The sequence below is a fragment of the Aquincola agrisoli genome, assembly GCF_036621135.1.
Classification (GTDB): Bacteria; Pseudomonadota; Gammaproteobacteria; order Burkholderiales; family Burkholderiaceae_C; genus Aquincola; species Aquincola agrisoli.
This window is the reverse complement of record NZ_JAZIBG010000008.1, coordinates 21,166-40,527: the sequence shown is the minus strand read 5'-3', so window position 1 is coordinate 40,527 and position 19,362 is coordinate 21,166. Positions and strand designations below refer to the sequence as shown.

Sequence of the window (19,362 nt, the reverse complement as noted above, 5' to 3'; positions counted from 1 at the left end):
CGGCCTGCGGTGCGACGACCCTCGCGCCCGCGGGCCATCACGGTTCAGCCGCTGCCCCACGCCCCGCCCGATGCGGCCGGCGCGGGGCAGCGCCAGGAAAGCATCCATGTCCACTGTCGTCCACGGCCGCTGCGCGGCCGCCTGCGGCGCTGCGCTTCGGCAGCGCGCCCCCTCGTCCCTTTCGACCCCCCGCATCGCCACGCTGGCCGCCGCCACCCTCTGCGCGATGGGCCTGCCCGCGGCCGCCCAGGACGGCACCGCCGCGCAGCAGGTGGAGATCGTCGGCACCCCGGCCACCGCGCCGGCGCCCAACGGCCGGCTCGAGCTCGACACACCGTCCGACACCGGCAGCCGGCTCGGCCTGACGCCCCGCCAGACCCCGGCCGCCGTCACGGTCATCCGCCGCGAGACCATCGACGCCCGCGGCGCGCAGAACACGCAGGAGGTGCTGCGTGCGATCCCTGGCATCACCGCGCACGATGCGCCCGGCTCGATCGGCGTCAGCTACCGCGGTTTCGGCGCCGGCTCGCTGAACCAGCTTTTCAACGGCATCAACGTGCAGTACTCGATCGCCGCGCGGCCGGTCGACAGCTGGATCTACGACCGCGTCGAGGCCATCGGCGGCGCGTCGAGCTTCCTCTACGGCGCCGGCGGCGTCGGCGGCACCATCAACTACATCACGCGGCTGGCAGGCACCGAGGACGACTCGCAGGGCCGGCTGCGGCTGGGCAGCGATGCGCTGAAGGAGGCGTCGGTGGGGCTCAACCGCCGCATCGCCGGCACCGGCGGCGAGCCGGGCAGCCACTACGCGCGCCTCGACCTCAACCACCGGCGCACCGGCGGCTGGGTCGACGGCAACGCCGCGCGGGCCACCCAGGTGGCGGCCTCGGTGCTGTCCGACCTCGGCCGCGGCCTGCGCCACACGCTGGCCTACGAGTACCAGCACGAGCACGTCGACCGCCCCTACTGGGGCACGCCCGTGCTCAACCCGAACACCGGCACGCTGCGCATCGACGAGGGCATCCGCTTCAAGAACTACAACAGCGCCGACGGGCTGTACCGCCAGCGCGTGCAGTGGTTGCGCTCGGTCACCGACTTCGCCGCCGGCAGCGCCCTGCGCCTGAAGAACACCTTCTACGTCTACGACGCGCTGCGCGACTACCGCAACGTCGAGAGCTACCGCTACACCGCGGACAACACCGCCATCGCCCGGTCGAGCACGCTGCTGCAGCGGCACGACCAGCGCCTGGTGGGCAACCGCCTCGAGGCCGTGCACGAAGGCACGCTCGCCGGCCGCCGCAGCGACTGGGCCTTCGGCATCGACCTCAGCGTCAACCGGCAGACGCGCTTCCCGAACAGCCTGACGGCCGTGGTCAGCACCGTCGACCCCTACGACTTCGAGGTCGAGCACTTCTACGACATCCCCGGCATGACGCCGGGCCACCGGCCGGACAAGCTGAACCGAGTGCAGACCGTGGCGGTGTACGCGGAGAACCGCACCGCGCTCGCGCCCGTGCTGCACCTGGTGACCGCGCTGCGCCACGACGAGATCGACCTCGACCTGAAGAACCGCCGTGCCGTCACGCCCACCAGCCCGGCCCGCTTCGACCGCGCATACCACCCGACCACCGGCCGCATCGGCCTGGTGTGGGACGTGGCGCCCCACGCCAACCTGTACGCGCAGTACGCGACGGCCGCCGATCCGCCCTCGGGCGTGCTCAGCACCGCGTCGTTCGCCGACGTGCGCAACAACAGCGAGTTGACCACCGGCCGCCAGGCCGAGGTCGGCGCCAAGCTCGACTTCTGGAACGGCAAGGGCAACGCCACCGTCGCGCTCTACCACCTGCGCCGCAAGAACATCGCGACGCAGGACCCGGCCAACAGCGCGCTGACGGTGCTGGTGGGCGAGCAGTCCTCGCGCGGGATCGAGGTGGCGGTCGGCCTGCAGCCGAGCGCGCGCTGGTCGCTGCAGGCCAACGTGAGCCATGCCGACGCGCGCTACGACCGCTTCGTGCAGGGCGGCGTGTCGCTGGCCGGCAACCGACCCCAAAACACGCCGGCCACGGTGGCGAACCTCTGGGCCTCGTACGCGCTGACGCCGGCCGTGCAGGCCAGCGCGGGCCTGCGCCATGTCGGCAAGGTCTATGCCGACGCGGCCAACACCGCCCAATGGCCGCACTACACGCTGCTCGACCTGGGCCTGGCCTGGCAGGTGACGCCGACGGTCTCGCTGACGGGGCGGCTGCGCAACGCGACCGACCGCGTCTACGCCGCCAACGCCACCGCGACCATGGCCTACCTGGGCGCGCCCCGCACCGCCGACCTCACGCTGCGGGCGTCGTTCTGAACGGGAGGCCCCGGTGAGCGCAAAACGCTGGCTCTTCCTCACGCACCGCTGGCTCGGCGTGCTGCTGTGCGCCTTCTTCGCGATGTGGTTCGTCTCGGGCGTGGTGATGATGTACGTGGGCTACCCCAAGCTCACCGAGGCCGAGCGGCTGCAGCACCTGCCCGTGCTCGAGGGCGCGGCGGGCTGGCTGGCGCCGCGCGACGCGCTTGCCGCCGCCGGCGTCGCCGGCCCGTTGAAAGACCTGCGGCTGGCCGCGGCCAGCGGCGGGCGCGCGGTGTACCTCGCAACCGCCGCGGACGAGGCGGCCGGCCCGCGCCGCGGCAGGCCGGCCGCGGTGGTCATCGACGCGGCCAGCGGCGAACGGCTGCCGGCCGCGGACCGCGACCGCGCCCTGGCCAGCGCGGCGGCGTACGCCGGAGCCGGCGTGCCGCTGGCGCACCAGGGCTCGATCGGAGAGGACGCCTTCACGCACTCCCGCGCGCTCGATGCGCACCGCCCGCTGCACGTCGTGCAGGTGGGCGATGCCGCCGGCACGCGGCTCTACGTCTCCAGCCGCACCGGCGAGGTGGTGCGCGATGCCACCTCGGCCGAGCGGGGGTGGAACTACGCCGGCGCATGGATCCACTGGCTCTACCCGTTCCGCGGCAACCTGTTCGACCGCTGGTGGGCCGACATCGTCAACGGCCTGTCGGTCGCCGGCATCGCGCTCACGATCACAGGCACCGTGGTCGGGCTGATGCGCTGGCGCTTCGGCCGGCCGTACCGCAGCGGCGCGCGCACGCCCTACCCCGGCGCGCTGATGCGGTGGCACCACGTCAGCGGCCTGCTGTTCGCCGCGGTCACCCTCACCTGGATCTTCAGCGGGCTGATGTCGATGAACCCGCTGCGGATGTTCGACAGCGGCGCGCCCGCGCTGCGCGAGGCGGCGATGCACGAGGGCCGCCTGCAGGCCGAGGCGCTCGGCACCGCCCCCGCCGCGCTGCTGGCGGCCGCCGGCCCCGGCGTGCGGGAACTGCGGTGGGTGCGCAGCCTCGGCGCCGACCGCGTGCTCGCCCAGCCGGCCGCCGGCCGGCCGCTCGTGCTGGACGCCGCGCAGGCCCGCCCCGCGTCGGTCGACCGAGAGGCGCTGCGGGCCGCCGCCGCGGCGCTGGTCGGCGCGCCGGTCGTGCGCACCGAGTGGCTCACCGCCTACGACACCCACTACTACGCGCGGGCCGCCCACACCATGACCGGCGGCACCGACAAGCCGCTGCCCGCGCTGCGGGTCGTGTTCGGCGATGCCGCGGGCACCTGGGTGCACCTCGATCCGCACACCGGCCTGGTCATCGGCCGCAGCGACACGCTGCGCCGCACCAGCCGCTGGCTGTTCGCGATGCTGCACAGCTGGGACTGGCTGCCCCTGCTGGAGCGCCGGCCGCTGTGGGATGCGGTGCTGGTCGCCCTCAGCCTGGGCGGCGCCGCGCTCAGCCTCACCGGCGTGGTGGTGGGCTGGCGCCGCCTCGTGCGTCCGCTGCAGCCGCGCCGGCGCCAAGCCGCGGAACACCAGCACACGCCGCGCAACAGCGAAGCCGCAGTTCCCACATCGACCCTGGGGCGGGCCGGGCGCTAAAGTCGGCGGTTCCCGCCCCATGACGCCAGACGCCCCGCCGCCGCCCCTCCCGCCCCGCGCCAGCACGCTCGCGCCGCTGTCCCGGCCGGTGTTCCGCATGCTGTGGATCGCCACCGTGACGGCGAACGTCTGCATGTGGATGAACGACGTGGCCGCGGCCTGGCTGATGACGCAGCTCGCGCCCGACCCGGTCTGGGTGGCGCTGGTGCAGACCGCCGCCACGCTGCCGGTGTTCCTGCTCGGCCTGCCCAGCGGCGCGATGGCCGACATCGTCGACCGGCGGCACTGGTTCATGTTCACGCAGCTCTGGGTGGCGAGCACCGCGGTGCTGCTCAGCGTCCTGGCCTTCGCCGGCGCGCTCAACGCCCCGCTGCTGCTGCTGCTGGTGTTCGCCAACGGCATCGGCCTGGCGATGCGCTGGCCGGTGTTCGCGGCCATCGTGCCGGAGCTGGTGCCGCGCCACGAGCTGACCTCGGCGATGGCGCTCAACGCGATCGCGATGAACGCCTCCCGCATCGCCGGTCCCATCCTGGCCGGCGCCATCCTCACCGGGCTGGGCAGCGCCTGGGTGTTCGCGCTCAACGCGACGCTGTCGCTGGGCGCGGCCGGCATCATCTGGCGGTGGCGCAACACGCCGCGCGCCAGCGCGCTGCCGGGCGAGCGCTTCGTCGGCGCGATGCGCGTGGGCGTGCAGTACGTGTCGCAGTCGCTGCGCATGCGGGTGATCCTGCTGCGCATCTTCGTGTTCTTCCTGCACAGCACGGCGCTGCTGGCGCTGATGCCGCTGGTCGCGCAGCAGTCGCAGGGCGGCGGCGCGGGCACCTTCACGCTGCTGCTGGCCTGCATGGGCGGCGGCGCGGTGGCGACGGCGCTGATGCTGCCGCGCATCCGCGAGAAGCTCACGCGCGACGACCTCATCTTCCACGGCACGCTGGCCAACGCGATCGGCACGGTGATCGTCGCCCTCTCGCCCAGCCTGTGGCTCACCGCGCCGGCCATGGCGCTGGCCGGCGCCGGGTGGATCTCGGTGGCCAACTCGCTGACGCTGTCGGCCCAGCTCGCGCTGCCCGACTGGGTGCGCGCCCGCGGCATGGCGACCTACCAGACGGCCCTGATGGCCGGCAGCGCCGGCGGCGCGGCGCTGTGGGGCCAGGTCGCCAGCCTCAGCAGCCTGCGCGGCAGCCTGCTGGCCTCGGCGGCCGCGGGCCTGGTGCTGCTCGTCCTGCTGCGTGGCAAGCGGGTCGAGTCGCTCGCCGACGACGACCTCACGCCGCAGCGCGTGTGGGCCAGCCCCACCCCCGCGCTCGACATCGACCCCCACGCCGGCCCGGTGATGGTGACCGTGGCCTACGACATCGACCCCGCCGACGCCGATGCCTTCTCCGACCTGATGCGCGAGAGCCGCCGCAGCCGCCTGCAGCAGGGCGCGCTGTCGTGGGGCCTCTTCCGCGACCATGCCGACCCCCGGCGCTGGCTGGAGTACTACGTCGACGAGTCGTGGGTCGAGCACCTGCGCCGCTTCGACCGCGTGACGGCGGTGGAGGTGGCGCTGCGCGCGCGGCGGCTGGCCTTCCACCGGGGCGAGTCGCCGCCCAAGGTCTCGCGCTACATCGGCCAGGAAGTCGAGCGCTGACGCGGTCTTTGCGGGCCGGGCATGATCGCGGGCCACCGACAGAACACACGAAGGAGAAGCTTGCGATGACCCCTCCCACGAACCGCTGGGTGCTCTACACCGCGCCGAACACCTGCGCCCTGGCCACCCACATCGCGCTGCGCGAGGCCGGCGCCGATGTCGACATCGTCGTGCTCGACTTCAAGGCCCAGCAACAGCAGAGCGCGGAGTACCTGGCCGTCAACCCGAAGGGCCGCGTGCCCGCGCTGAAGACGCCGCAGGGCGTCATCACCGAAACGCCGGCGCTGCTGGCCTTCGTCGCGCAGTCCTTCCCGCAGGCGGGCCTCGCGCCGCTGGACGACCCCTACGCCTTCGCGCAGCTGCAGGCCTTCAACGGCTACCTGGCATCGACCGTGCACGTCGCGCACGCCCACCGCTTCCGCGGCGCACGCTGGGCCGACGATCCCGCCGCGCTCGAGTCCATGCGTGCCAAGGTGCCCCAGACGATGACGGCCTGCGCGCAGCTGCTGGAAGAAGGCCTCTCCGGCCCCTGGGCACTGGGCGAGCGCTACAGCGTGGCCGATGCCTACCTCTACACCGTTGCCAGCTGGCTGGAAGGCGATGGCGTCGACACCGGCCGTTTCCCGCGCCTGATGGCCCACCAGGAGCGCATGTCGCAGCGCCCTGCGGTGCAACGCGCCCTGGCCGAAGCCGCCCCCCGCTGAACGCAGCACCGGCCGGCGCCAGCCGGCCCGCGGGGCTGCTGGGCCCCTTCAGGCGGGTGCGTCCAGCGCCCGCGCGAGGGCCTGGTTGAAGGCCTCGGGCCGCTCGTACTGCACCCAGTGCCCGGCCCCTTCGATGAACACCGGCGCGCCGGCCCGCGGCGCCTGGGCGAGGGCGTGGCGCACGACGTCCAGGCGCCCGCGGTAGAGCGCGTCTTCCTCGCCCCAGATGCCCTGCACGGTGCAGCCGATGTGCGGCAGCGTGCGCAGCAGCAGGTCCGTGCGCATCAGCCGGCGCCGGCGCATGCGGTCGCGCACGATGTTCGCGGCGTGCAGCGAGACGGCCAGGTCGTCGATCGCATCGGGCCGGGAGAGCATCAGCACGCCCAGGTTGTGGCGGTGCACGGCGTCGCGCCGTTCGCCGGGCGGCAGCCGTTCCCAGACGCGCAGCGGCAGCGGCGGCATGGTCTCGGCCGACAACGCGGGCGCGCCGACCAGCACCAGCCGGCGCACGGGGCAGGTGCCGCCGGCGGCCAGCAGGCCCGACACCAGGCCGCCGAAGGAGAAGCCGACGAGGTCGAAGGGCTCGCGGGGCGCCAAGCGGGCCAGGCCCTCGGCGATCCAGCGCGGCAGCACGTCGGCGTCGTGGCCGTCCGGCGGCTCGGCTGAATCGCCGAAGCCCGGCATGTCGGCCGCCAGCACGCGCCGGCCCGCAGCGACCAGCGGCCCGATGGTGCGGACCCAGTGTGTCCAGCTGCCGGCACCGCCGTGCAGCAGCACCACGGCCGGCCCGTCGCCCCAGGTGTGCCAGGTCATGCGTCCGTCGCCGCACGGCGTGTGCACCACGTCGGCGGCGGCTTCGAGGGTGGCGACGTCGGCGGCCGTGGCGACGGGAAAGGGCCAGGTGTCGAAGGAGGTCATGCAGGGGCAACAGCGGGAAAGCCGGCATTCTCGCCTTCGGTCCCCGGGCCCCCGCCGTCCGGGCGCCGGCGCGAAGTACCCTTGCGGCGATGGACTCACTCATCACGGCCGCGGCGCGCGCGCTGGCGGCCGGCGACGTGCTCGGCGCCCTCCAGCGCGTCAGCCTGCGCCAGGACCCGCCGGCCCTTGCGCTGCGCGGCGTGGCGATGGCGCAGCTCGGCGAACACCCCCGCGCCCGCGAACTCCTGCGCCGCGCCGCGCGCGGCTTCGGCAGCCGCGAGGCGCTGGCCCGCGCCCGCTGCGTCGTCGCCGAAGCCGAGGTGGCGCTGGCGATGCGCGACCTGCGCAGCCCGGCACGCGCGCTGGCGGCCGCATCGGCCGTGCTCGAGGCGCACGCCGACCGCGCCAATGCGCAGCAGGCCCGGCTGATCGCGGTGCGCCGCCTCCTGCTGCTCGGCCGCGCCGGCGAGGCCGCGGCGGCGCTCGCGGGGCTCGACGTGCACGGGCTGCCGCCGGCCCTGCAGGCCGTGGCGGCGCTCACAGAGGCCGAGGTCGCGCTGCGTTCGCTGCGCACCGTGCCCGCCGAGGCCGCGTTGGTGCGCGCGCATGCGGCGGCGGAACGCGCAGGCGTGCCCGCGCTCGCCGCCGAAGTGGCGGAGGCCCGCGGCGTGCTCGACCGGCCGGCCGCGCGGCGCCTGCAGGCGGGCGACGACCGGCCGCTGCGCCTGGCCGGGGTCGAGGCGCTGCTGGCCTCGGGCGCCCTGGTGGTCGACGCCTGCCGCCGCGGGCTGCGGGCCGGCCCCGCCTGGACGCCGCTGGCCCGCCGGCCGGTGCTGTTCGCACTGGCGCGTGCGCTCGCCGAGGCCTGGCCCGGCGACGTCGACCGGGAGACGCTGATCGCCCAGGTGTTCCGCACCCGCCGGCCCGACGAATCGCACCGGGCCCGGCTGCGGGTCGAGATGAGCCGCCTGCGCGCGCTGGTCGCGCCGCTGGCGCGTGTCGAGGCCAGCGCGCGCGGCTTCGTGCTGGCGGTGGGCGATGCGCGTGAGGTTGTCGTGCTGGTGCCGCCCATCGAGGGCGAGCCGGCGGCCCTGCTCGCCCTGCTGGCCGACGGGGCGGCCTGGTCCACGTCGGCGCTGGCGCTGGCGCTGGGCGCCAGCCAGCGCACGGTGCAGCGCGCGCTCGCCGAGCTGGAGGCCGGCGGGCGGGTGCGCGCCATCGGCCGAGGGCGGGCGCAGCGCTGGCTCTCGCCGCCCCTGGCCGGATTCACGACGATCTTGTTACTCCCCGCCGCGCTGCCGCTCACGTAGATTGGCCCCGGCGGCGCACCTTCGACGCGCCGGACGGAGCCAGACCCCATGACCCCTCTGACCGACCTCCAGCCCCGGGCGGCCACCACGCCGCCAGCCCGTGCCGCCGAGATCGTGCGCGAGTACGGCCCCTTCGAGGGCGCCGAGCTCATCCACGGCATCACGCACGACGGCCGCCACGTGTGGGCCGCGACCGGCCCGCGGCTGCTCGCCATCGACCCGGCCACCGGCACGGTGGCCCGTTCGCTCGACCGCACCGGCGACGCCGGCACCGCCTTCGACGGCCAGCACCTCTACCAGATCGCCGAGGCGCGCATCGACAAGATCGACCCCGCCACCGGCGACATCCTCGCCTCCATCCCGGCCCCCGGCGGCGGCCGGGACTCGGGCCTCGCCTGGGCCGAAGGCAGCCTGTGGGTCGGCCAGTACCGCGACCGCCGGATCCACCGCATCGACCCGCAGACCGGCGCCATCCTGCGCACCATCGAATGCAACCGCTTCGTGACCGGCGTGACCTGGGTCGACGGCGAGCTGTGGCACGGCACGTGGGAAGGCGACGACAGCGACATCCGCCGCATCGACCCGGACAGCGGCGCCGTGCTCGAGCGGCTGGAGATGCCCGCCGGCACCGCCGTCAGCGGCCTCGAGTCCGACGGGGCCGGCCTCTTCTACTGCGGCGGCGGGCCGAGCGGCAAGGTCCGCGCCGTGAAGCGTCCCCGCCGGCAGGGGCGTTGAACGGCCGCAGGGCGTTCGGGCCATCATTCGGGTCCCTGCCGGGCCGCCTCCCAGAGCCCGGCGGACGAACCCCGGGGGCCGGCCGCCCCCGCCCTGCATGGACGCCTTCTCCGACATCGCCTTCTTCTCGCTGCTGGTCAAGCACGGGAGCCTCGCCGCCGCGGCCCAGCAGCTCGGCGTCACGCCGCCGGCCGTCAGCAAACGGCTGGCCGCGATCGAGCGCCGCCTGGGCGTGCGCCTGCTGCACCGGACGACGCGGCGCATCGGCCTCACGCCCGAAGGCGAGATCTACCTTGCCGACGGCGCCCGGGTGCTGGAGGACCTCGACACGCTGGAACGCACGGTGGCCGGCAGCCGGGTGGCGCCGAAGGGCCTGGTGCGCGTGTGCGCCACGCTCGGCTTCGGCCGCCGGCACGTCGCGCCGGCGTTGTCGGCCTTTGCGCGGCAGTACCCGGACGTCGAGGTGCAGCTGCACCTGACCGACCGGCCGGTCAACCTGGTCGAGCAGGGCTTCGACCTGCAGCTGCGCTTCGGCGAACTGCCCGATGCCCGGCTCACCGCACGGCTGCTGGCACGCAACCGGCGCGTGCTGTGCGCATCGCCGGCCTATTTGCAGCGCGCCGGCGAACCGGCTTCGCCGCGGGCGCTGGCGCAGCACGCCTGCCTGTTCATCCGCGAGCACGAGGAGACCTTCGGCACCTGGCACCTGAAGACGGCCTCGCAGGCCGAGACGGTCAAGGTGCGCGGGCCGCTGGCCTCGAACGACGGCGAATGCGTGCTGGGCTGGGCGCTCGACGGGCACGGCATCGTGGTGCGCTCGCTGTGGGAGGCGGCCCCGCTGCTGCGCGCCGGCCGGCTGCAGGCGGTACTGCCGGAATGGCAACTGGCGCCGGCGGACATCTACGCCGTCTTCCTCACGCGCAGCCACCTCCCGGCCAAGACACGCGTGCTGGTCGATTGCCTGCTGGAAGCCTTTGCGCCGCACCGGGCGGACGACGAGGGAAACTGGTGAGCCCGAGCGGTTGGATCGCGGCCTAAACTTCCTGGGCCATGCCCGCCTCCCATCCCGCCGGCCGCACTGCGGCAGCCCTCGCGCTGCTGGCGGGCACCATGGGGCTGGCCGCGCCGGCGGGCGCGCAGGTCGATGCCCAGGCACTGCGCGTGCGCAGCCTGGCCGCCAGCTGCGCCGCCTGCCACGGCACCGACGGCCAGGCCGCGGCCGGTGGCGAGATGCCGCGGCTCGCGGGCCTGCCCGCGGACTACTTCGCCGCGCAGATGCTGGCCTTCCGCAGCGGCGCACGGCCGGCGACGGTGATGCACCAGATCAGCAAGGGCTACTCGGACGAGCAGGTCCGCGCCCTCGCCGGCTACTTCGCGGCGCGCGGCGGCCGCTGACGGAGCAGGCATGCGCCGGCGGCTCGTGCTCGGTGGATTCCTGGCCGGCGGCGCGGCGGCGCTGGCGGGCTGCGCGGCCGTGCGCACCGGGGCGCCGGCACGCGTCGTCGTGGTCGGCGGCGGCTTCGGCGGCGCCACGGCGGCCAAGTACCTGCGGCTGCTGTCGGGCCAGGCGCTCGACGTGGTGCTGGTGGAGCCGCAGCCGGCCTTCGTCTCCTGCCCGCTGTCGAACCTGGTGGTCGGCGGCCTGCGGCAGCTCGCCGACCTGACGCGGCCCTACGCCGCGCTGCACGCCCGCCACGGCGTGACGCGGGTGCAGGACACCGCCACCGCGGTCGACGTGCAGGCCCGTACGCTGCGGCTCGCCCGCGGCGCGCCGCTGCACTACGACAAGCTGCTGCTGTCGCCCGGCATCGACCTGATGTTCGACGACATCCCGGGCCTGGCCGAGGCGCAGGCCGACGGCCTGGCGCTGCAGGCCTGGAAGGCGGGCCCCGAGACCGCCGCGCTGCACCGGCAGCTCGCCTCGATGCGCGACGGCGGCGTCTTCGCGATCACCGTGCCCGAGGCCCCCTACCGCTGCCCGCCGGGCCCCTACGAGCGGGCCAGCGTCGTCGCGGCGTACCTGAAGGTGCACAAGCCGCGCTCGAAGGTGCTGATCCTCGACGCCAACGACGACGTCACCTCCAAGGGCCCGCTGTTCAAGCAGGCCTGGCGCGAGCTGTACGGCGGGATGGTGGAGTACCGGCCGCAGCACCAGGTCGCCGCGGTGGACGGTGCGCGCCGCACGATCCGCTTCGCGGTGCACGACGACGTGGCCGCCGACGTGCTGAACGTGCTGCCGCCGATGCGCGCCGGCGTGCTGGCGGTGCAGGCCGGGCTGGCCAACGCCAACGGCCGCTGGTGCCGCGTCGACTTCCGCAGCTTCGCATCGACCGCGGCAAGGCACGTGCACGTGATCGGCGATGCGATCCAGGCCGCGCCGCTGATGCCCAAGTCGGGCCACATGGCCAACGCCCACGCCAAGGTGGCGGCCGCCGCCATCGTGGCCGAGCTCGCGGGCCTCGAACCCGATCCGGGCCCGATGCTGACCAACACCTGCTACAGCTTCGTCGGTGCCGAGGAGGCGATCCACGTCGCGAGCGTGCATGCGTACGCCGACGACGAACGCACGTTCAAGACCGTGCCCGGCTCCGGCGGCGTCTCGGCCGCGCGCTCGGCCGCCGAAGGCCGGCTCGCGCTGGCCTGGGCGCAGAACATCTGGGCCGACATGCTGGAGTGAGCTGCCCTGGTCGCTGGGCATCACGGCCTGGCCGCCGCGGGCGACTGACGGCCGCAGCCGGTAGAGTCCCCTTCCCCCTTCCCCCGTCCAGCCGCACCCTGCCATGAACCCACTGCAGTCCGAACTGCACCGCCTCTACCTGCCGCTGCCGCAGGCCCCTGCGGACCGCGTCCGCGCGATCGTGATGGAGCTGGCGCGCCCGCCGGCCTGGAACGAACTGGCCCGGGTCTGGCACGGCGTGCAGGACGAGCTGGCGCTGCCCGCACCCGCCATCGCCGTCTCGGGCACCGACGGCCTGCAGCTGTGGTTCTCGCTCGCGGAACCGGTCCCGGCCGCGCAGGGGCCGGCCTTCCTCGACGGCCTGCGACGGCGCTTCCTGCCCGAGGTCGCGCCCGGGCGCGTGCGTCTGCTGCAGGCGCCCGACGCGTCGGCGCCGCCTTCCGCGCCGCAAGCGCTGCCGGTCCCGGCCTGCCGGGACGACGAGGGCCGCTGGTCCGCCTTCGTCGCGCCCGACCTGGCGCCGGTGTTCGACGACACCCCGTGGCTCGACATCCCGCCGAACGAGGAAGGCCAGGCCGCCCTGCTGCGCGGGCTGCAGCCGATCAAACCGGCGGCGTTCCGCGCTGCGCTCGACCAGCTCGGCCCCGGCGCCCCCCCGCCGCGCACGGGCGAAGCGGCGGCCCCGGCGGCCTCCGCCGCGGACGCAGCGGCCACCGACGACCCGCGGCGGTTCCTGCTGCGGGTCATGAACGACGAGAGCGTCGCGATGGCGCTGCGCATCGAGGCGGCCAGGGCGCTGCTGCAGCACCCCGGCGCCGCCCCGCCGGGCGGCGGCTGAAGCGGCGGGCGCGTCAGGGCGCGCGGCCGACCCAGCGCGCCAGCGTGGCGAACATCGCGTCCACGTCGATCGGCTTGACGATGTGGTCGTCCATGCCTGCGGCCAGCGCACGCTCGCGGTCGCCCGACATCGCATTGGCGGTCATCGCGATCACCGGCAGCCGGTGCCAGCGGGCCTGCGCGCGGATGAGGCGCGAGGCCTCGTAGCCGTCCATCACCGGCATCTGGCAGTCCATCAGCACCGCGTCGAACGCGCCTTCGCCGTGCTCCAGCATCTCCAGCGCCTGGCGGCCGTCGCCCGCCACCGCCACCTCGGCCCCCGCGTCCTGCAGCAGGGCGATGGCCAGTTCCTGGTTGATCAGGTTGTCCTCGACCAGCAGCAGCCGGGTGCCGCGCAGGCGGTCCCGCGCCGCGGCGACGGCATCGGCCCCCGCACCGGACGCGTCGGCGCCTTCGACCTGCAGGCCGAGGGCACGCCGCAGCGCGTCGGCGAGCGTGGCACGCGTCGCGGGCTTGACCAGCAGCTCGCAGCCGCTGGCCAGCAGGCCCTGCGCCTCGCGCAGCGTCGCCTCCCCGGCACCCGGGCCGGCCGTCAGCACGAAGGGGCCTGCGTGGGCGCCGTCCGCCAGCTCCTGCGCGACGGCCACGCCGCCCAGGCCCGGCAGGCTGGCCGCCAGCACGATGGCGTCGAAGGGCCGGCGGCCCTGCTGCGCGAGGGTGGCGGCACGCATCGCGTCCCAGCCGTCGGCCGCGGCCTCGGCCTCCATGCCCAGCGTCGCCGCCGTCGCGCACAGCGCCTGGCGCGCCACCAGGTGGCTGTCGACGACCAGCACCCGCCGGCCGGCCAGGCCTTCGGCCAGCGTGTCGGGGCCGGCGGGCGCGTCGGCAGGCAGGTCGAAGCGCAGGTCGAAGAAGAAGCGGCTGCCCTGCCCCGGCGCGCTTTCCAGCGCCAGCGTGCCGCCCATCAGCTCGATCAGCCGGCGGCTGATGGCCAGGCCCAGGCCGGTGCCGCCGTGGCGCCGCGAGATCGAGGCGTCGGCCTGCTCGAACGGCTGGAACAGGCGCGCCTGCTGCGCCGCGGTCATGCCGATGCCGGTGTCGGCCACGCTGAAGCGCAGCACGGCGGCGCCGCCGGTGCGCTCGAACTGCTCGATGCGCACCGACACATGGCCCTGCTCGGTGAACTTGACCGCGTTGCTGCACAGGTTGACCAGCACCTGCCCCAGCCGCAGCGGATCGCCCATCAGCATGGCTGGCAGCCCCGCCGGCTCCTCGAAGACCAGTTCCAGGCCCTTCGCATCCGCCTGCAGGCCCACGAGGTTCGCCAGGTTGGCAACCACGTCGCGCAGCGGGAAGGCGATGCGCTCGACCTCGAGCTTGCCGGCCTCGATCTTCGAGAAGTCGAGGATGTCGTTGATCACGCCCAGCAGCGCCTTGGCCGCGCGCTGCACGTTGCGCACGTAGTGCCGCTGCTGCGGCGCCGGCACGCCGGGCTCCAGCGCGAGGTGGGCCATGCCGAGGATCGCGTTCATCGGCGTGCGGATCTCGTGGCTCATGTTCGCCAGGAAGGCGCTCTTGGCCTGCGTGGCGGCCTCGGCCGCGCGGCGCGCCTCGTGCAGGCTGCTCACGTCGATCGCGATGCTGCCCACCGCGCAGGCCACGCCGTCGTCGTCGAAGACCGGGAACTTGTTGACCTGGTAGACACGCTGGCCGCCGCCGACCGGCAGCCACTCCTCGTTGCGCAGGCGCTGGCCTTCGCGCAGCACCTGGAGGTCCTGCGCCCGTGAGCGCTGCGCCACCTCGGCCGGCCACACGTCGGCCGCGTACAGCCCCTGCAGGCGCGCGACGGGGCGCCCGACGATCTGCGCATAGCGCGTGTTGGCGAGCTGGTAGCGGCCCTGCGCGTCCTTCAGCGCGATGGCCGCCGGCGCGCCGTCGAGCACCGTCTGCAACAGGCGCCGCTCGCGCTGGATGTCGGCGGTGCGCTCGGCCACCAGCGTCTCGAGGCTGCGGTGGACCCAGGCGTTCTCGTAGGCCACGGCGAACTGCAGCCCGATCAGCCGCAGCGTGTCGATCTGCTGCGGCTCCAGCCGCGTGGGAGCGCGCAGGTTGTCGAGGTAGAGCAGCCCCACGGTGTCGCCACGCAGCTGGATGGGCAGGCCGACGATCGACTGGATGCCCTGCGCCGCGACCTGCGGATCGCGGCCGAAGCGCGGATCGTGCGCCACATCCTGCAGCAGCACGGGCTGCTGTGCCTGGGTGAGGTAGTTGCGCACCAGCGGCGGCACGATGGCCGTGCGCTCGGCGGCCTCCACTTCGTCGAGCGAGAAGTCCACCCACTGGCGGCTCGCGTCGAAGCCCGCGCCCGGCCGCCAGCGCGGGCCCTCGCGCCACAGCAACAGGCCCCGCTCCGCGGCCGCGTAGCGGCGCAGCAGGTCGAAGAGCAGGCCGGGCAGCTTCTCGGGGTTGCGCTCCAGCGCGAGCTGCTGCGCCGCCTGCGTGATGCCCACCACGTCGATGCCCTGCGAGGCCGAGGTGATCGGCAGCGTGGACATCGCGGCGGATTGCGCACCCTCCACCACGCTCATCGCCAGTACACGCTGGCGCAGCAGCGCGGCCTTGCCCTCCGCGCCCCAGTGCTCGTAGGCGCCGAGGGCCGCGAGCCGGTGCGCCGAGCCGTCCAGGCCGTGCGCGGCCTCGAACTCCGCCGCGAGTTCGCAGGCCAGCGCCAGGTGGTAGGGCCGCCGGTGGCGGCGCGCCGCGGCGATGCTGGATGCGAAGGCCGGCACCGCGGCGAGGAAGTCGCCGGCCGCCCAGGCCTGCAGCGCGGCCGCCAGCTGGTGCATGTGCATGAAGTTCTCGGGCTGCCCCGCGGCGCAGCGGCCCAGCCACGCGGTGAGCGATGCCAGCTCGCCGCGCGCGGCCTCGCGGTCGGCCACCGGTTCGCCCGCGCCCAGCAGCGACTTGCCCAGCGCCAGCGCGTGCACCCAGCGTGCCAGCACGTCGATGTGCGTGCGCCCCCGCAGGCCGTTCGAGGCATGGGCGATGCGGATGTAGTGCATCACGCCGGCCCAGTCGCCGAAGATCGCCGCGGAGATGGCGCGCTGCGTGCCGTAGCGCATCGGGCCGCGCATGCTGGTGCCGTACTCCGCGAGGAGTGCCGCTTCGTCGAAGACCTCGTCCTCGAAGCTCCCGGGCGCCCGCGTGCGGCCCTTCATCGCCGCGATGAACTGCCGGTACGGCTGCAGCATCGTGACGCCATAGTCGTCGCCCCAGGCGGCGCTCGGGGCGATGGCGGCCTCCAGTTCGGCGGCGAACTCGTCGAGCGTCGGCGCCGTCTCCAGGATCATCTCGGAGGTCGGGATCGTGTAGTACGGCAGGAACTCCCGGTCGCCCGCCTCCAGGAAGGTGCGGAAGTTCGGCCGCGAGAACGCGATGACCCGCGGCAGCGGGTCGAACCAGAAGAGACCGATCGTCGCGGCCAGCTGCCGCCCGCGGGCCAGGCCCACCGGATCGGACTCGCGCGCGAGCATGCGCAGCGACGCCTGCACGAGCTGGTAGGCCATGGCGGGATGGTCCGCGCGCCGCGTGTCGAGCGAACCGGCGGCGCCGTTGATCACGGTGGGCAGCTCCGGGTGCCAGCCGTGCGCCACCCCCAGCCGCACGCCGCGCAGGCTGCACCACAGCCAGTGCGGCGCGCTCCAGCGCAGCGCATTGGTCGCCGCGCGGCTCAGCAGCGTGGCAGCCATGCGCACCGAGTCGTCGGCCATCGCCGGCAAGCCGTCGAAGACCTCGACGCCCCGTTGCGCCATCAGCGCGTAGAACGCGGCCTGTTCGTCGCGGGCCGCCTTCCGCCAGCCGTCGTCGGCCGGCACGTCGAGCCCGAGCCGCGCGGCATACCGCAGCGCGAGCTGGGTGGATTCGGGCAGCAGCAGCCGGCTGCCCAGCAGCGCGCACTGCCGGCCGACGGCCTCGACCACGAGGGCGCGGTCGAGCTCGAAGCGCGGCTCCAGCGTGGCGAACAGCGCATCGGCCTGCGCGTCGCGGCCGAGGCCGCAGAGCACACGGTGCGCCAGCACGTCGAGCCGCAGCCGCTGCAGGCCGTCCGGGGGGCTGCGCGGCTGCAGGGCGAGCGCGGCCTCGATGAAGCGCTGCGCACCGTCGAACGCACCGCCCTGCAGCGCGGTGCGCGCCGACGCGGTGAGCAGTTCCATCACCGCAGGGCATTCGCCGTCGTCCAGCAGCGCCAGCGCCGCGATGTAGTGGTGCGCCACGACGAAGCGCCGGCCCGCGTCGTCCGCCGCCTGCGGGTGCAGCACCCGCGCCAGCCGCAGGTGCCAGCGGGCGCGCTCCGCCTCGCCGAGGCAGCCCAGCGCGGCCTCCTGCATGCGGTCGTGGCAGAAGCGCAGGCGCCGCGGCGCGCCCTCCTCGGCCGCGTGCACCGGCAGCAGCACGTCGCGCCGCAGCAGCGGCAGCAGCCAATCGTCGACCTGCTGCGGCAGCACCTCCATCACCTGCGCGATCGTCGACGGATCGATCAGCCCGCCCGCGCACGCGCAGCCGCCGGCGAGCTGCAGCGTCTCCGGCGGCAGGCGCTGGAACTGCTCCATCAGGCCGGCGACGAGGTTCTCCGAACCCGGCAGCGCATCGAGCGCCCGGGCATCCCAGTACCAGCGGCCGCTGCGGCTGTGCAGATGGGAGGCATCGAACAACTGCTGCAGGTACTGCAGCACGAAGAACGGATTGCCGCCGGTGCGGCGGTGCAGGCCGTCGGCCAGGGGCCGCAGCGGCGCCGCATCCGCCGGCTGCGCGGCATCGCCGGCCAGGACATCGCAGACCAGCGCCGCGACCGCCTGCGGCTCCAGGTCGCCCACCACCACGTCGGCGATCGCCACGCCGGCCTCGCGCCAGCGCCGCAACACGGCGGCCAGCGGATGCGCCGCGCCGACCTCGTTGTCGCGGTACACGCCCACGACCAGCAGCGGCGCAGCCCCGTGCTCGCGCACCAGGTACTCCAGCAGCTCCAGCGAGCCCAGGTCAGCCCATTGCAGGTTGTCCAGGAGCAGCAGCACTGGCACGTCGCGTTCGCGCGCCACCCCGAGCACCGCGCCCACCGCCTGCTGCAGGCGCAGCGTGGGGTTGGGCGGCTCGACACCGGCATGCCCGCCCTCGCCGGGGCCGTGCCCATCCGCCCACAGCACCCGGGCGAAGCCAGGCGCGAACTGCGCCAGCAGGCCGGCGTTGGAGCCCAGGGCCGCCAGCAGGCGTGTGCGCAGGCCAGCAAGCACCGAGGGCGGCTCCGCCAGCCAGTGGCTCGACAGCTCGCCCAGCGCGTCGACGAGGCCGCTGAAGGGCTGCAGGCGCTGGAACTCGTCGTAGCGCCCACCGGCGAAGACGCCGTTGCGCCGGCCCAGCGCCGGATACAGCCCGCGCACCAGAGAGGACTTGCCCGCCCCCGAAAAGCCGCGCACCAGCGCCACGCGCGGCCCGCCGGCCTGCGCCTCGAGCAGTCCTTCGAGCACCGCCAGTTCGGCCTCGCGGCCGAAGAGACGGGACGGCTGCGCCGGCGCGACGCGGTGGTCGGCCAGGCCCAGCTCGAAGCCGCTGCCGCCGTCCAGGCAGCGCTGCAGGTCCTCGGCAACGCCGTGGGCCGACTGATAGCGCAGCTCGGGCTGCTTGGCCAGCAGCTTCCGCACGATGGCCGACAGCGTCGGCGTCACCTTGGGGTTCAGCCGCTCGGGCGGCTCCGGCGCCTGCGTGAGCAGCGCGTGCAGCAGGTCGAGCGGATCGCTGTGGGGCAGCGGGGGGCGGCCGGTCAGCGCCCAATACAGCACCGCGCCGAACGAGTACAGGTCCGCGCGGTAGTCGGCGCCCCGGCCGAGCCGGCCGGTCTGCTCGGGTGCGCTGAAGGGCAGCGTGCGGGCCAGCCGGGCCGCGTGCGCGAAGTCGAGGTCGACGTGGCTCTGCGCGATGGCATCCCCGAAGTCGATCAGCGTGACGATGCCGGTGGCCGGCTCGAACATCACGTTGGCCGGGCTCAGGTCGCCGTGCACCACGCGCTCGGCATGCACCGCGCCGAGCACGCGGGCCAGCGCCACGCCCAGGCGCAGCGTGGCGGGCACGTCGCGCAGCAGCGCCGCGGGGGTGGCGTAGAGGTTCGCGCCGGGCGCCAGCGTCTGCACGATCTCGGCGCCGTGCGCTTCGGCGCGCAGCAGGCGGGGCAAGCCCGGCACGCTCCCGAGCAGCTTCAGCAGCTGGGCTTCGGTGCGCAGGTTGGCGGCCGCGGCGGCGTTGGGCCGGTCGGCCCGTACGGACTTGACGATGCAGCCGATGTCGGCCTGCGCCGGGGCGCACCACAGCGCCGCATGGAGCGTGTAGCGCAGCGTCTCGCACAGCGGGCGCCGGGCCTTGACGAAAGCGGCGTCGCCTGCGGCCGAGGCGTCGGCGGCATCCGGAGGGCGAGGCTGGCGATCGACATGACCCATCGTGCTTGGACTCCCGCCCGCGCTGAAACCGCGTACGTGTTGAAACAGTTTAAGTCGACCTGCTGCCTGCGCCGTGACATGGGGCGCGCACTGCGCCCGGCTTTGTT

At 74.7% G+C, this 19,362-nt stretch carries 12 protein-coding genes; 10 read left to right on the top strand and 2 right to left on the bottom strand.

The features are described from left to right. The first annotated feature begins 226 nt into the window (after positions 1-226). The 4 genes from V4F39_RS01355 to V4F39_RS01340 all read left to right on the top strand — a co-directional run bounded on the left by V4F39_RS01355 (position 227) and on the right by V4F39_RS01340 (position 6,293). Positions 227-2,347, top strand: coding sequence for a TonB-dependent receptor (locus V4F39_RS01355; protein WP_332287535.1), 2,121 nt, complete (start codon positions 227-229; stop codon positions 2,345-2,347). A 13-nt stretch (positions 2,348-2,360) separates the two neighbouring features. After that, entirely contained in the window at positions 2,361-3,956 is a 1,596-nt protein-coding gene (locus V4F39_RS01350; RefSeq protein WP_332287433.1) for a PepSY-associated TM helix domain-containing protein, read from the top strand. Positions 3,957-3,975: 19 nt separating this feature from the next. Next, positions 3,976-5,589 (top strand): MFS transporter, encoded by a 1,614-nt coding sequence (locus tag V4F39_RS01345; RefSeq protein ID WP_332287432.1) that lies wholly within the window; start codon positions 3,976-3,978, stop codon positions 5,587-5,589. Positions 5,590-5,654: 65 nt separating this feature from the next. Beyond that, entirely contained in the window at positions 5,655-6,293 is a 639-nt protein-coding gene (locus V4F39_RS01340; protein WP_332287431.1) for a glutathione S-transferase family protein, read from the top strand. 48 nt (positions 6,294-6,341) lie between these two features. Here V4F39_RS01340 and V4F39_RS01335 read toward each other — a convergent pair whose 3' ends face one another. Further along, on the bottom strand, positions 6,342-7,211 hold the full coding sequence (locus V4F39_RS01335; RefSeq protein WP_332287430.1) for an alpha/beta fold hydrolase: 870 nt from the start codon (positions 7,209-7,211) through the stop codon (positions 6,342-6,344). Positions 7,212-7,300: 89 nt separating this feature from the next. On the opposite strand from V4F39_RS01335, the gene V4F39_RS01330 reads away from it, so the two are divergent. From V4F39_RS01330 to V4F39_RS01305, 6 genes are all read left to right on the top strand, one after another. Continuing rightward, positions 7,301-8,521: a helix-turn-helix domain-containing protein gene (locus V4F39_RS01330; RefSeq protein WP_332287429.1), complete on the top strand. Its 1,221-nt coding sequence runs from the start codon at positions 7,301-7,303 to the stop codon at positions 8,519-8,521. 48 nt (positions 8,522-8,569) lie between these two features. Next, a complete protein-coding gene (locus tag V4F39_RS01325; RefSeq protein WP_332287428.1) occupies positions 8,570-9,256 on the top strand; it encodes a Vgb family protein in 687 nt (228 codons plus the stop codon). 97 nt (positions 9,257-9,353) lie between these two features. Beyond that, complete coding sequence (locus V4F39_RS01320) at positions 9,354-10,268, top strand: LysR family transcriptional regulator (RefSeq protein ID WP_332287427.1); 915 nt, start codon at positions 9,354-9,356, stop codon at positions 10,266-10,268. Between the two features lie 38 nt (positions 10,269-10,306). Beyond that, the gene (locus V4F39_RS01315; RefSeq protein ID WP_378235133.1) at positions 10,307-10,651 is read left to right on the top strand and encodes a c-type cytochrome; all 345 of its coding nucleotides are present in this window, start codon (positions 10,307-10,309) and stop codon (positions 10,649-10,651) included. A 10-nt stretch (positions 10,652-10,661) separates the two neighbouring features. Continuing rightward, positions 10,662-11,933: an NAD(P)/FAD-dependent oxidoreductase gene (locus V4F39_RS01310; RefSeq protein ID WP_332287426.1), complete on the top strand. Its 1,272-nt coding sequence runs from the start codon at positions 10,662-10,664 to the stop codon at positions 11,931-11,933. A 103-nt stretch (positions 11,934-12,036) separates the two neighbouring features. Then, positions 12,037-12,771, top strand: a complete 735-nt coding sequence (locus V4F39_RS01305; protein WP_332287425.1) for a serine/threonine-protein kinase — start codon at positions 12,037-12,039, stop codon at positions 12,769-12,771. 13 nt (positions 12,772-12,784) lie between these two features. On the opposite strand, the gene V4F39_RS01300 is transcribed toward V4F39_RS01305, so the two are convergent. Then, complete coding sequence (locus V4F39_RS01300; protein WP_332287424.1) at positions 12,785-19,255, bottom strand: response regulator; 6,471 nt, start codon at positions 19,253-19,255, stop codon at positions 12,785-12,787. Positions 19,256-19,362: the final 107 nt, after the last annotated feature.

Coding starts and splice junctions, on each gene's coding strand:
- V4F39_RS01355 (WP_332287535.1), top strand. CDS start 227: ATGGGCCTGCCCGCGGCCGCCCAGGACGGCACCGCCGCGCAGCAGGTG.
- V4F39_RS01345 (WP_332287432.1), top strand. CDS start 3,976: ATGACGCCAGACGCCCCGCCGCCGCCCCTCCCGCCCCGCGCCAGCACG.
- V4F39_RS01340 (WP_332287431.1), top strand. CDS start 5,655: ATGACCCCTCCCACGAACCGCTGGGTGCTCTACACCGCGCCGAACACC.
- V4F39_RS01335 (WP_332287430.1), bottom strand. CDS start 7,211: ATGACCTCCTTCGACACCTGGCCCTTTCCCGTCGCCACGGCCGCCGAC.
- V4F39_RS01330 (WP_332287429.1), top strand. CDS start 7,301: ATGGACTCACTCATCACGGCCGCGGCGCGCGCGCTGGCGGCCGGCGAC.
- V4F39_RS01325 (WP_332287428.1), top strand. CDS start 8,570: ATGACCCCTCTGACCGACCTCCAGCCCCGGGCGGCCACCACGCCGCCA.
- V4F39_RS01320 (WP_332287427.1), top strand. CDS start 9,354: ATGGACGCCTTCTCCGACATCGCCTTCTTCTCGCTGCTGGTCAAGCAC.
- V4F39_RS01315 (WP_378235133.1), top strand. CDS start 10,307: ATGCCCGCCTCCCATCCCGCCGGCCGCACTGCGGCAGCCCTCGCGCTG.
- V4F39_RS01310 (WP_332287426.1), top strand. CDS start 10,662: ATGCGCCGGCGGCTCGTGCTCGGTGGATTCCTGGCCGGCGGCGCGGCG.
- V4F39_RS01305 (WP_332287425.1), top strand. CDS start 12,037: ATGAACCCACTGCAGTCCGAACTGCACCGCCTCTACCTGCCGCTGCCG.
- V4F39_RS01300 (WP_332287424.1), bottom strand. CDS start 19,255: ATGGGTCATGTCGATCGCCAGCCTCGCCCTCCGGATGCCGCCGACGCC.